The organism is Bacillus sp. LK2 (genome assembly GCF_001043575.1).
Classification (GTDB): Bacteria; Bacillota; Bacilli; order Bacillales; family Bacillaceae_G; genus Bacillus_A; species Bacillus_A paramycoides.
This window is the reverse complement of record NZ_LDUK01000003.1, coordinates 56221-68400: the sequence shown is the minus strand read 5'-3', so window position 1 is coordinate 68400 and position 12180 is coordinate 56221. Positions and strand designations below refer to the sequence as shown.

At 34.3% G+C, this 12180-nt stretch carries 14 protein-coding genes, 1 pseudogene and 1 riboswitch; of the genes and pseudogenes, 13 read left to right on the top strand and 2 right to left on the bottom strand.

Translation table 11 applies throughout. The annotated features are described in order from the left end of the window. The first annotated feature begins 49 nt into the window (after positions 1–49). Positions 50–631, top strand: a complete 582-nt coding sequence (locus VK90_RS03425; RefSeq protein WP_048370468.1) for a cob(I)yrinic acid a,c-diamide adenosyltransferase — start codon at positions 50–52, stop codon at positions 629–631. An 83-nt stretch (positions 632–714) separates the two neighbouring features. Further along, complete coding sequence (locus VK90_RS03420; protein WP_048370464.1) at positions 715–1329, top strand: peptidoglycan DD-metalloendopeptidase family protein; 615 nt, start codon at positions 715–717, stop codon at positions 1327–1329. Between the two features lie 29 nt (positions 1330–1358). Here the strand turns inward: VK90_RS03420 and VK90_RS03415 are convergent, their stop codons facing one another. Beyond that, positions 1359–2045, bottom strand: a complete 687-nt coding sequence (locus VK90_RS03415; RefSeq protein ID WP_002171127.1) for a hypothetical protein — start codon at positions 2043–2045, stop codon at positions 1359–1361. Positions 2046–2292: 247 nt separating this feature from the next. Further along, positions 2293–2432, top strand: a riboswitch (FMN riboswitch). Between the two features lie 163 nt (positions 2433–2595). Between VK90_RS03415 and VK90_RS03410 the strand changes: the two genes are divergently transcribed. Then, positions 2596–3174, top strand: coding sequence for an ECF transporter S component (locus VK90_RS03410; protein WP_048370462.1), 579 nt, complete (start codon positions 2596–2598; stop codon positions 3172–3174). A 116-nt stretch (positions 3175–3290) separates the two neighbouring features. On the opposite strand, the gene VK90_RS03405 is transcribed toward VK90_RS03410, so the two are convergent. Further along, positions 3291–3539 (bottom strand): ferredoxin, encoded by a 249-nt coding sequence (locus VK90_RS03405; RefSeq protein WP_002171129.1) that lies wholly within the window; start codon positions 3537–3539, stop codon positions 3291–3293. A gap of 298 nt (positions 3540–3837) precedes the next feature. Here VK90_RS03405 and VK90_RS03400 point away from each other — a divergent pair, with 298 nt between their 5' ends. The 10 genes and pseudogenes from VK90_RS03400 (at position 3838) to VK90_RS03360 (ending at position 12156) form a co-directional block, all read left to right on the top strand. After that, positions 3838–4899, top strand: a complete 1062-nt coding sequence (locus VK90_RS03400; protein WP_048370460.1) for a helix-turn-helix domain-containing protein — start codon at positions 3838–3840, stop codon at positions 4897–4899. Then, positions 4889–6418, top strand: coding sequence for a RecQ family ATP-dependent DNA helicase (locus VK90_RS03395; protein ID WP_048370458.1), 1530 nt, complete (start codon positions 4889–4891; stop codon positions 6416–6418). Before VK90_RS03400 ends, VK90_RS03395 begins: the two co-directional genes overlap by 11 nt. After that, the gene (locus VK90_RS03390) at positions 6418–6981 is read left to right on the top strand and encodes a CPBP family intramembrane glutamic endopeptidase (protein ID WP_002171132.1); all 564 of its coding nucleotides are present in this window, start codon (positions 6418–6420) and stop codon (positions 6979–6981) included. Before VK90_RS03395 ends, VK90_RS03390 begins: the two co-directional genes overlap by 1 nt. Before the next feature lie 22 nt (positions 6982–7003). Beyond that, positions 7004–7483, top strand: coding sequence for a LysM peptidoglycan-binding domain-containing protein (locus VK90_RS03385; RefSeq protein WP_048370456.1), 480 nt, complete (start codon positions 7004–7006; stop codon positions 7481–7483). 72 nt (positions 7484–7555) lie between these two features. Then, entirely contained in the window at positions 7556–8332 is a 777-nt protein-coding gene (locus VK90_RS03380) for a metallophosphoesterase (protein WP_048370455.1), read from the top strand. Then, a complete protein-coding gene (locus tag VK90_RS03375; protein WP_048370453.1) occupies positions 8332–9207 on the top strand; it encodes a MerR family transcriptional regulator in 876 nt (291 codons plus the stop codon). Before VK90_RS03380 ends, VK90_RS03375 begins: the two co-directional genes overlap by 1 nt. Positions 9208–9284: 77 nt before the next feature. Beyond that, positions 9285–9893 carry a genetic competence negative regulator gene (locus tag VK90_RS03370; protein WP_002171136.1) on the top strand — a complete coding sequence of 203 codons (609 nt, stop codon included), beginning with the start codon at positions 9285–9287 and terminating at the stop codon, positions 9891–9893. Positions 9894–10248: 355 nt separating this feature from the next. Then, the gene (gene gudB / locus VK90_RS03365; RefSeq protein ID WP_002171137.1) at positions 10249–11535 is read left to right on the top strand and encodes an NAD-specific glutamate dehydrogenase; all 1287 of its coding nucleotides are present in this window, start codon (positions 10249–10251) and stop codon (positions 11533–11535) included. Positions 11536–11631: 96 nt separating this feature from the next. Continuing rightward, a pseudogene (locus VK90_RS30490) lies at positions 11632–11811 on the top strand (hypothetical protein). A gap of 108 nt (positions 11812–11919) precedes the next feature. Continuing rightward, positions 11920–12156, top strand: coding sequence for a DUF3961 domain-containing protein (locus VK90_RS03360; RefSeq protein ID WP_048370450.1), 237 nt, complete (start codon positions 11920–11922; stop codon positions 12154–12156). The last annotated feature ends 24 nt before the right edge of the window (positions 12157–12180 follow it).

The window sequence follows — 12180 nt, the reverse complement described above, 5'->3', positions numbered from 1 at the left end:
TTTCTATATTGATTAGAACGGAAAATAATAAGAGGGGTGTCGTAATGAAATGAAACTATATACAAAAACAGGAGATCAAGGGAAAACAAGTGTAATAGGTGGTCGAGTGGATAAAGATCATATACGTGTAGAAGCCTATGGCACAATTGATGAGGCGAATTCTCATATCGGATATGCGATGACTAAGTTGCAAGAAGAACGCTTTCGTGACATTTATAATGAACTTGAAAATATTCAACATGAACTATTTGATTGTGGAGGAGATTTAGCGGTAGTTGAGCAAAAAATTCCTTATAAAGTAACGGTAGAAATGGTCGAGTATTTAGAAAGAAGGATTGATTCGTATATAGAAGAAGCACCTACGTTAGAGCGTTTTATTTTACCAGGCGGTAGCGAGGCTTCGGCTACTATCCATATTGCACGTACAGTTATAAGAAGGGCGGAACGCTACATCGTGTCATTGCAAAAAGAAGGAGAAATAAATGAAATTGTCCTTAAGTATGTAAATAGGTTATCTGACTATTTCTTTGCGATTGCTAGAGTAATAAATGCTCGTTTACAAGTGAAAGATGTGGAATATAACCGCAGTGCAATTGTTTTTCGTGATAAAGAAGAAAAGGAAGTGGAGTAATTCACTTTCTTTTTTGTATACTTTTTTCTGTAATATACCACAATAGAGAAGGTATGATGGTTATTAGAAAACGGAGGATGTATATGAAAGCGTTAAAATGTAGCGTGATGCTATTGAGTATATTATTTTTATCTCAATTACATGTTTACGCTGAAGAAAATCAGTGGATATGGCCTGTTGAGGGGCAGATAAGTGATTATTTTGGGACAAGGCATGGGAAGCACTATGGTATTGATATAGCTGCGCCTATTGGAACACCTGTTGCGGCTATTCAAAATGGTAAGGTGATGAGGTCTTATTTTTCAAGTAGTTATGGGAATGTTGTGTTTATTAAACATGGAGAATACGAGGCTGTTTATGCGCATTTAAATAAGAGATATGTAGTTCAAGGGGATAATATTTCAAAAGGAGAGCTAATTGGAGAGGTCGGTAATACAGGAGAATCGCGAGGCGCGCATTTACATTTAGAAGTGCATCAAGGAAGATGGACGATGGAGAAAAGGAATGCGATGAATCCGTTGCTTGTTTTAAATGAACAAAAAAATCAAGTCGTGTCATCATCATTATATGTCGTACAAAAAGGTGATACTTTAGTCAGCATTGCTCGGAAATTTAGTATGACAGTTGATGAAATTAAAGTGAGAAATGGATTGCAACAAGAGCGAATCTATCCGAATCAACAATTATACGTTGATTAAAAAAAGAGCTAGTCAAACTAGCTCTTTTTTTACCAAAAAATAAAGACACATATAAATCCAGAAATAGCTAAGTAGCTATATAAGTAAAAGACTTTTGTTCTTGTTTTTTCTTTTGTCCGAAACAGTACAATAGTTGGTTCGATTAAACCGATTGTAAGACAAAGTAAGCCAAGAAGCATAAAGCCAATTGAAATAGAATACAGGGCGATTTGTGGTGCTTGAAATGGGATCATCCATTTTAATAAAAATGCAATAAGTGCAGTGTAACAAATGCTGCCGATGTATTTATTCAATGGTGTATTAGAACGGAAACCAGGAAGTTTTTTGAAAAAAGAACGGGAAACAACTTCTGTTTGTAAAGATGTATGTTCCTCAATTATTTTTTGAGCTTCTTTTCCTTTTTGGAAAAGGGATAAAATCCAATTTCGCTCACCTTGGAAAATAAATTGAGAAGTTGTCAAATAGTGATCAACTTTCACTTTATTCCAACTTTTCCATGGATGACGCTCACACAATTTTAATTTACTTTCTGTTTTTTTATCATACTGATAAATACTTATGCCATCTTGATCAAAAGTAGCGTAGTATGTCTCACTTGAGAATGTGCCTAAATCAATTGGACAGTAGAAAAGCAATTCCTTTTTTAAGTAAAAGTATTCTTTTCTTAAGTTTTTTTTCATTGCTTCTCGAATAGAGTGTCTTTTCTCTTTCTTCATGACATTTCCTCCATAATTCAGAAAATGTTCTTATCTTAACAATTCAACATCTTATCACTTTTAACTATATATGACTAGGGGATTCATAAGAGAAATACCGAATTATAAAAAATATGGGTTGTATTGTAAAATATTTTTCAGTCCATTACATATACTTAAAGTAGATAACTTATTTATAATAAGTTACGCTTTTTTAGTTCACAATACGATCATGTTGTTGTATAATGAAGGAGAAAATAGAATATCGGTCTATCTTCGGGGCAGGGTGAAAATCCCGACCGGCGGTGATGAACAGTTAATGATGTCGTTCTAAGCCCGCGAGCCGTTAAGGCAGGATTTGGTGTGATTCCAAAGCCGACAGTATAGTCTGGATGGGAGAAGATGGAGGTTCAAGCGTTCAAAAAAGATAAGTATTTGAACGTCTGTTTGATGTGCCTTAAAATTCTCCCTTTGTGTAAATCACAAGGGGTTTTTTCGTTCTATGAAAAAATAGGCATAGCAGAACCTTTCCACTTTCCATGAGAAGATCGATGGAAAAGGAGAGAGAAAGATGAAACAAAAAAACAGTGTAGTGCAGATGGTGAGTGTGGCGATGCTAAGTAGTATTGCATATTTACTGATGATGTTGGACTTCCCATTCCCAGGGCTTCCGCCATTTTTAAAAATTGATTTTAGTGATGTACCAGCTCTAATTGCAGCGATTATTTTTGGTCCGATTGCAGGAGTAATTGTAGAAGCCATTAAAAATGTTTTATACTATGGAATTCAAGGGAGTTTAACGGGAGTGCCAGTTGGAGAAATAGCGAACTTTATAGCGGGATGTTTATTTATAGGTCCGGCAGCATTCTTATTCCGAAAGTATCGTTCAGTAAAAAGTTTAACTACAGGATTAATGTTAGGAACAATTACTATGACGGTTATTATGAGTGTGTTAAACTACTTCATTATTTTACCAGCGTACACTTGGTTTTTAAATTCACCAGCTATGTCTAGTGATGTTATGCGGCAAACTATTATAGCGGCTATATTACCGTTTAATATAATTAAAGGAATTGTTGTGACGATTGTATTTGTAGCGTTATTTTCACGCCTGAAAGTATGGGTATTTGCAAAGATGAAAAACGCTTGAAAATATTAAGCCATCGGCAGTATTACTGCTGATGGTTTTTTGTTAAGGCAAATGAAAGAGTGAACAAAAAATCCCCCTCATATTTAGGAGGGGGATTTTTTGAAGTTAATAAAAGACTATTCGAATTTTAAAGCGTCGCCATCAAATGATTCGTCAGCAACTTTAATTGAGTCAGTTGGACAACCTTCGAATGCATCCATCATATCTTCAACTAATACATCTGGAATTTCAACGATACCTTGGTTATCATCTAATGTTACAAATGCAATACCTTCATCATCATAGTCATAAATGTCTGGTGCAGCAGCTCCGCAAGCACCGCATGCAATACAAGTATCTTTATCAACGATTGTATATTTTGCCATCTTTTTTCCCTCCTGATAATATGTATGTGAAAAGTTCGCCATAAAAATTATAACCTTATTGTAAAACGGTTTTTAAAACTTTTCAACATAAAATTATAATGATAATGCTTATCAATTAGAGTGTCAACTTATTTTTGAATTATTTCATAAGATTTTCAAAATACTTAAATGTTACTACGTTTGATACAATAGAATATATACAAGTATAGAGCGCGAATATGATAAGTTTAATTAGTAACGGTAAACGTGTAATCATACTGAAAAAGAAATTAAGTTATATTGAAGGGTGGAAGCGGTAATGCAGCTACAATACACTTTATTATATTGTTTAAAACAATTGAATGGTGAAAGAACCGTTTCTTCTATTTATTATTTATTAAAAGGAAAGCGATCTTCGCAAACATTACAAGATGGTAATATGTTCCGAATTTCTTTTTTGTTTGGGATATATAAATCATTAGATAGAGCTGATTATGATCGAGAAGTTGCAAAGTTGTTACAAGCGGAGTTGGTTCAAGCTATACATGAAAATACATACGTGTTAACGACTACTGGTAAAATACAATTAAACAAATGGGAAGATGTATTTGCTTTTCCGACGTATTTACATGGTTTACACTATGGTGAATTAGGTGCAACGTTTTGGAAGAGATTATCATTAATTGTCCAAACTATTTCGAATTTACAACAGGCGAATACGAAATTTATTCCAATTCAACAAGATACAGAAATAATGATGTGGGTGAAACGTTTTCTCACTGGAATTCCATATGTGAGGAGTGAATTGGCTAAAAGATTGTGGAAGGAAATACATGGTCTTTTAGAAAAAAGTAATCCAGTAGAGGCGACAATTGTAACATATCGTTTAACTGGCTATGAACGTATTGGTTGTACTGTACAACAATTAGCGGAAATTACGAAACAAGATGTATTTCGAGTGCATTTTTTATTTTGGGGTACAATTCACTTCTTTATTCAAGAAGTTCGCAATAAAGAAAATGAGTTTCCATTATTAGCTGAAATTATATCTTATCCAAATGAGAGAGCTGATTTGTTTAGCTTGTCGACGAAAAGAACATACAATCTTTGGAGACAAGGGCGTTCTTTAGAAGAAATAGCAACAATAAGGAATTTGAAGGTTGCAACAATAGAAGATCATTTTGTAGAAATTGCTTTACGAGAAAAAGAATTTTCTATTGAGATGTTTATGGGAAAAGACAAAATAGAAAAAGTAACAAAAGTAATTGAAGCATTACAAACACGTAAATTGCGTGTGTTGAAGCAAGCGGTTGGGGAGGAAATCTCTTATTTTGAAGTCCGTCTTGTATTGGCACGGATGGAGGGTATAAATGAAGCTTGAGGAATATTTATATAAGTGGTTTGGATATTCTGAATTTCGTCCGGGACAAAAGGAAGTTATTACGGACCTATTGGAAGGAAAAGATGTTATAGCAATGCTTCCGACTGGAAGGGGGAAGTCCATGTGCTATCAACTTCCGGGGCTTATGCAAAAGGGAACGGTGCTTGTTGTATCACCATTATTATCTTTAATGGAAGACCAAGTTATGCAATTAAAGCATGTTGTGAAAAATCGAGTTATTGCATTTAATAGTTTTCGGACGTTAAGTGAAAAAAGAGAGGCTATGAAAAAGCTAGCTTTTTATAAATTTATTTTTGTATCACCAGAGATGTTGCAGTCGGAATTGTTAATAAGAGAATTGAAGGGAATTCATATTTCATTGTTTGTCGTAGATGAGGCTCATTGTATTTCACAATGGGGCTATGATTTTCGGACGGATTATAAAAAGTTAGATCAAGTAATTGAGAGTATCGGATCTCCAGCGGTACTAGCATTAACGGCGACCGCGACAAAGGATGTACTACGAGATATAGCGGAGAGTTTAAGTCTAAAAAATGTCGCTGAGCATGTATACTCAATTGATCGTCCAAATATTGCGATGGAAGTACAATTTGTGGAGACGATAGAAGAAAAAAAAGAGGCGCTTTTTGAGCATGTAATGTACTTACAAGGACCGGGTATTGTTTATTGTTCAAGTAGGGCATGGACAGAGCGTTTAACTGAGTATTTAAGAGGAAAAGGGGTTACAGGTGTAGCTTTTTATCATGGTGGTATGGAACACGAAGAGCGTATGTTAATTCAACAACAGTTTATGAATGATCAATTGCAGCTTGTAATATGTACAAGTGCTTTTGGGATGGGAGTAAATAAGTCGAATACGAGATATATTATTCATTTTCATTATCCGACAAATGTAGCTTCCTATTTACAAGAAATCGGAAGAGCTGGAAGAGATGGCGAACCGAGTATAGCCATTTTATTATGTAGCCCAATGGATCATGATTTGCCAATTTCAATCATTGAAGATGAATTGCCAAGTAAGTCGCAAATACAATTTTTATTTTCGTTACTACAAGAAAGAATGTTTCAAATGAAAGCATTACCAATAGAAGATGTAGAAGGAATTTGTTATGATGCAGCAGGATTTAGTGAACAATATTGGCGTTTCATCCGCTATCATCTTGAACATCTTGGAATCATACAACAGCGAAATCTTATGCTAGAGAGCTTGTCAGATGAAATAATGTACAGATTAATAGCGGAAGTGGAAGTGAGATTGCGTAATAAATATAGTCAGCTAGAAAATATGAAGTCATGGATACAAGTTCAAGGGTGTAGACGTGAATATTTATTACAACAATTCGGTTATAGAAAAGACCAAGAGTTAAAAAACTGTTGTGATTACTGTGGTATTACAAAAACGGATTATAAAAAAAGACGAGCGCAACAATCAATTTTCGACTATAATTGGGAAACAGAGTTACAAAAGCTTTTCGGCCTAGAAAAGATGGAGGAATGATGAACATTCAAAGGCATAATGTTGAAGATATGAGTCCGAGGGAAATAAGACTGAATCTCTACATAACACAATTAATTATTATTGGTATCGGTTGTTTACTAGCATATATATTATTTCAAGATAAGAAAGAAGTTTATAGTTTGTGGAAATGGGAACCTGTTTCCATACTTGTAATAGGTGGTTTGTTAGCGATTGGTATTGTGTTATTAGATTATATTGCAATGAGAGTGTTCCCAGAGTCTTGGTTTGATGACGGTGGTATTAACGATAGAATGTTTCAAGGAATTTCTGTCATGCATTTACTCGTCATTACGTTTATTATTGGTTTTGCTGAAGAATTTTTATTTAGAGGTGTAATGCAGACTCATTTTGGAATTGTAATAGCGAGTTTAATTTTTGCTGTGTTACATATTCGATATATAACGAAGCCTTTTTTGTTTTGTTTTGTCTGCTTTATTAGTTTTGTTTTTGGTTATGTATTTGAGTGGACAGGAAATTTGTTTATAACAATCTTTGCACACTTTCTTGTTGATTTTATAATGGGGCTTCAATTAAGAAAATAAATGGAAGGTGGTGGTGAACAACATGAGAAAACGAATTCCTGATTTTGAAGAGGAATTAGAAGTTGAGCGAGTGGAAGAAGATGAAGGTTTACCGCCGCGTAGTGAAATTCGTAGAAATAAAGAAAAAAAACCAAAATTTAAAATGAATCACATTTTCGTCCGAGTGTTAACATTTCTATTCATATTGTTACCTATTGGAATTCTATGGTATACAGATAAATATATACAGGTGAAAAGTGATAGTAATAATGCTGGAAAAAGTGCGTTTGAAGTGATTTTCTTTGATTCAGCTAAGACTGAATCAAAGAAGCAGTCTGAGAAAGTAGTCACTCATACTGTGAAAGAGGGAGAAACGTTAGAAAGTATAGCGAAGCAATATTTTTCAGATGAAACTGGGATTGAAGTGATTAAAAAATACAATAATTTACAAGAAGATGAAGTGAAAGTAGGGCAAGAATTAAAAATTCCTATTAAAGATAAGTCCACGAAACAAGAGAGCTAGTAAAATAAGTGATTCATAGCTGGATATAAAAATTATGGACTATACTTTACGAGGAGGGGGAGTAAAAAATATATGTCATGGATTATATTATTAGGTACTCTCATATGCATTGGTTTTGTATGTCTTCTTGGAATGTATAAAGAAGCGATGCGTAATACGGTGTTGGAACATACTCTAGTATTCGAAGAATTTCCGGAAAGTTTTCAAAAAGTTAATGTTTTTTTTATTTCGGATATTCATAGAAGGATCATTTCTAACTCGCTAATTGAACAAGTAAAAGGAAAAGTAGATTTCGTAATTATTGGCGGCGATTTAGCGGAAAAGGGCGTACCTTTATCGCAAATCTCTTTAAATATTCAAAAACTAAGAGAAGTAGCTCCTGTATATTTTGTGTGGGGAAATAATGATTATGAAATTGAATATCACGAATTAGATGCTTTATTGTTAGAAAATAACGTGAAGGTTTTAGATAATACACGAGTTGTATTTGAATCTGAATCAGGTGAGAAGATTTGCTTACTCGGTGTAGATGACGTTGGATTAGAACGGGATCGTTTAGATTTAGCGTTGGCAGATTGCAAAGAAGAGGGTTTGCGCATTTTAATTAGTCACAACCCTGATATAATAAAAAAAATGTCTGGGAAAGAACGAATTTCGCTCGTGCTAAGTGGGCATACACATGGAGGACAGATTCGATTGTTCCCGTCTAAAAAGCATTTAAAGGGGGGCGTATATAAGCATTCAAATACGACTCTCTTTGTTAGTAATGGGTATGGAACAACTTTGTTCCCTCTTCGTTTTCGGGCACCTTCCCAAACACATATCATTACGCTATGCAGGGGGAAATAATGCCAACTTTAAATGGAAAATATAATATAAAAGCTGTTTCAAATATACTCGGAATTCAGCCGAGTACACTTCGTGCATGGGAAAGACGCTATCATATTATTGCTCCAAAGCGGAATCATGCGGGGCATCGTCTATATACAGAAGAGCATATCAAAATTTTGAAATGGTTAATGGACAAAGTTTCTGAGGGTATGATGATTGGACAAGCAGTTCAGTTATTAGAAGGGAATCGGTTGCAGAATAACGTTCAAAAAGAAAATCTTTATGATAAAGAAGTTGTTTTAGTGGACGATATACTACAAGCTTTGTTAAAATTTGATGAAATTACAACTTCTGCATTATTAAACGAAGCTTTTAGTATATATTCAGCAGAAAAAGTCATTACAAGCATCATCCTTCAAGTGACAAACAAATTGTTAGTTTTAAAAAATAATAATGAGATTACAATGTCACAATTCAAATATGTAGTATCATTCTTGCAAACACGTCTAGGTATGGTTTATCATAATGCGTCACTGCATCCTTCCGCACACAAAGTTTTCGTTTTAGAAAATAATATATTAAAAGGATTTATTTTCGCGACGTATTTACGTTTAAAAGGATATCAAGCGATGTATATTGGGACAAGTTTAGATGAAGAAGGTATTATACTAGCCATTGAACAATTACGACCTAAATATTTGTTTATATCTTTTGATGATGAACGAGAACTTGAGAAGGCAGTGAGATTCACTGATTTGTTGCAGGAAAAAAATAAAAATCTTTCTGTTGGTTTTATAGGGAGAAAAGGTGTTGAAGGTCAATTAAATCTTCAAAATGTCCTAATTGGTAATACAAAAGAAGAATGGGATGGATGGTTAAAATTGTCAGAATAGTTGTTCGGAAAGAACCATCTATTTTCTATTTCATATAATAAAAATTAGATTCAATGGTTACGTAGGGAGGGTATGAGATGAGGCTGGAACGTTTAAATTACAATAAGATAAAAATTTTCCTAACATTTGATGATTTATCTGAACGAGGATTAACGAAAGAAGATTTGTGGAGAAACGCACCGAAAGTACAGCAGCTATTCCGTGATATGATGCAAGAAGCGAATAAAGAATTAGGATTTGAAGCGGATGGTCCGATTGCTGTTGAAGTATTTTCTCTACAAGCGCAAGGGATGGTTGTAATTGTAACAAAAGAAAATCACGAAATGGACACAGAAGATGAGTTCCGTGACGAGTTTATTGAAATGCAAGTGACTCTTGATGAAAGTGAGCATATACTTTACGAGTTTGCTACATTGGATGATGTAATCAATTTGTCAAATCGCTTATATAACCTTGGTGTAACTAGCGGAAAGCTGTATACGTGGGATGGGCGTTTTTATCTTTGGATAGAAGAAGAAGATCAATTTCAATTGCTGAAAGCAGATTTTATAGCTATTTTAGCGGAATACGGAAATTCATCTACAGCAACCATTTACCGCATCATGGAATATGGTAAGGAGTTAATGGATTCTCAAGCAGTTGAACAAATATACAATTACTTTGTGAAAAAACAAAACCTCAGCTAATGTAAAGTAGCTTGAGGTTTTATTTTTATCCTGAAAAGAATAGGGAAATCTAAAGTTTTGAAAACTGAGGGGACAAGAAGAATAGCTGATCTATTTGCAAATACTTAATTGATTTTTCTTGGTTAAATATTTATTTTATCGCACTATATTTTGATGAAATTAAAAAATATTTAAATATTTAAGTATTTTACTTCTCTAAAAGCAATAAAAGGACTATAATAATAGTGAAAACGCTTGCAACGTAAAATAGTTTGTATATATTTGTTAGCGTTTTCTATTGCATTCCAAATTTAACGGTGTATACTAGGCAATGAAGGTTTACTAAACAAGTGAAATTACAGGGGGTTTACTTACTATGGTAGCCGAAAAGGGAACTCAAACGAAAACACAACAACAAAGGGAACAACATTTTGAATTGTTGAATTCAACACAAATTGTTATTAATGAAGCATTAGAAAAATTGGGTTATCCAAACGAAGTATATGAATTATTGAAAGAACCAGTTCGTATGATGACGGTGAAGATTCCAGTTCGTATGGATGACGGGACTGTTAAAATATTTACAGGATATCGTGCACAACATAATGATGCTGTTGGTCCAACGAAAGGTGGAATTCGCTTCCATCCAAATGTAACAGAAAATGAAGTGAAAGCACTTTCAATCTGGATGAGTTTAAAATGTGGTATTGTTGATTTACCATATGGTGGAGGTAAAGGTGGAATTATCTGTGACCCACGTGAAATGTCATTCCGTGAGTTAGAAAGATTAAGCCGTGGTTATGTACGAGCAATTAGCCAAATCGTTGGTCCAACAAAAGATATTCCAGCTCCAGACGTATTTACAAACTCACAAATTATGGCATGGATGATGGATGAGTATAGCCGAATTGATGAATTTAATTCACCAGGATTTATTACAGGTAAACCACTTGTATTAGGTGGATCACACGGACGTGAAACAGCGACAGCGAAAGGTGTAACAATTTGTATTCGTGAAGCTGCGAAAAAACGTGACATTGATATTAAAGGTGCACGCGTTGTTGTTCAAGGATTCGGTAATGCGGGTAGTTTCTTAGCTAAATTTATGCATGATGCAGGCGCGAAAGTAATTGCAATTTCAGATGCTTACGGTGCACTACATGATCCGAACGGATTAGATATTGACTACTTGTTAGATCGTCGCGATAGCTTCGGTACCGTAACAAAACTATTTAATAATACAATTTCAAACAAAGAACTGTTAGAACTTGATTGCGACATTTTAGTGCCAGCTGCAATTGAGAACCAAATTACAGAAGAAAATGCTGATAAGATTAAAGCGAAAATTGTAGTTGAAGCTGCAAATGGTCCAACTACATTAGAAGCAACAAAAATCTTAACAGATCGTGGTATTTTACTTGTTCCAGACGTATTAGCAAGTGCTGGTGGCGTTACAGTATCTTACTTTGAGTGGGTACAAAATAACCAAGGTTACTACTGGACTGAGGAAGAAGTAGAACAACGTTTAGAAAAAGTAATGGTAAGATCATTCGATTCAATTTATGAAACATCACAAGTTCGTAAAGTTAACATGCGCTTAGCTGCGTACATGGTTGGTGTTCGTAAAATGGCTGAGGCTAGTCGCTTCAGAGGCTGGGTATAATATATAATATTTTGAGAAAACGTGATTTCCTTTCGAGGGAATCGCGTTTTTTGTTGAAGTTACTAGTTAGAGGTGTTGAATAGGAACAATGAAATAATGGATCAAGTAGGTTAATTAGAAGAAAGAGTAAAACAATTAGAAAGGGAGCTAGGAAGAACTAAAAATGCTCAGAGAACTAGTGTCATTCGGATTATTGGAGAGGGGCTATTACATTTTGTTTTTGGAGTGTTTGTTGTAGGGCCGATTATCGCTGTAGTATTTGGAATTATTACGTAGATTGGTGAAAAATAGAATAAAAATAAAAAAGAACGCTTGTTCCGTACGAACAAACGTGCTATACTTTCCTTAGATAAACAAAACGGAAATGATTTTAAGGAGAGATAAATGATGAAAATGACAGTAGACCAAAGATTTATGATGCCAGCAGATGTTGTAGAACGAGTGGAAGTTTTACGAAATAAACATAGTAAGCGTGGTACATTATTACAATCAGTAAATAAGTTTTTCGGTTTAGATACGAAAGAAGATTGTATTTGGTTTTACGGTTTTTATGGAGTAGCTGTAAGTATTTTATTATTTATGGTGTTCACATCAAATATTTTCGATATTCTCTTCGCGTAAGAAATATGCTATATGGACATTGCC

Bases quoted from the DNA above. Each gene is read 5' to 3' on its own strand.
- VK90_RS03425 (WP_048370468.1), top strand. From the start codon at position 50: ATGAAACTATATACAAAAACAGGAGATCAAGGGAAAACAAGTGTAATA.
- VK90_RS03420 (WP_048370464.1), top strand. From the start codon at position 715: ATGAAAGCGTTAAAATGTAGCGTGATGCTATTGAGTATATTATTTTTA.
- VK90_RS03415 (WP_002171127.1), bottom strand. From the start codon at position 2,045: ATGAAGAAAGAGAAAAGACACTCTATTCGAGAAGCAATGAAAAAAAAC.
- VK90_RS03410 (WP_048370462.1), top strand. From the start codon at position 2,596: ATGAAACAAAAAAACAGTGTAGTGCAGATGGTGAGTGTGGCGATGCTA.
- VK90_RS03405 (WP_002171129.1), bottom strand. From the start codon at position 3,539: ATGGCAAAATATACAATCGTTGATAAAGATACTTGTATTGCATGCGGT.
- VK90_RS03400 (WP_048370460.1), top strand. From the start codon at position 3,838: ATGCAGCTACAATACACTTTATTATATTGTTTAAAACAATTGAATGGT.
- VK90_RS03395 (WP_048370458.1), top strand. From the start codon at position 4,889: ATGAAGCTTGAGGAATATTTATATAAGTGGTTTGGATATTCTGAATTT.
- VK90_RS03390 (WP_002171132.1), top strand. From the start codon at position 6,418: ATGAACATTCAAAGGCATAATGTTGAAGATATGAGTCCGAGGGAAATA.
- VK90_RS03385 (WP_048370456.1), top strand. From the start codon at position 7,004: ATGAGAAAACGAATTCCTGATTTTGAAGAGGAATTAGAAGTTGAGCGA.
- VK90_RS03380 (WP_048370455.1), top strand. From the start codon at position 7,556: ATGTCATGGATTATATTATTAGGTACTCTCATATGCATTGGTTTTGTA.
- VK90_RS03375 (WP_048370453.1), top strand. From the start codon at position 8,332: ATGCCAACTTTAAATGGAAAATATAATATAAAAGCTGTTTCAAATATA.
- VK90_RS03370 (WP_002171136.1), top strand. From the start codon at position 9,285: ATGAGGCTGGAACGTTTAAATTACAATAAGATAAAAATTTTCCTAACA.
- gudB (WP_002171137.1), top strand. From the start codon at position 10,249: ATGGTAGCCGAAAAGGGAACTCAAACGAAAACACAACAACAAAGGGAA.
- VK90_RS03360 (WP_048370450.1), top strand. From the start codon at position 11,920: ATGATGAAAATGACAGTAGACCAAAGATTTATGATGCCAGCAGATGTT.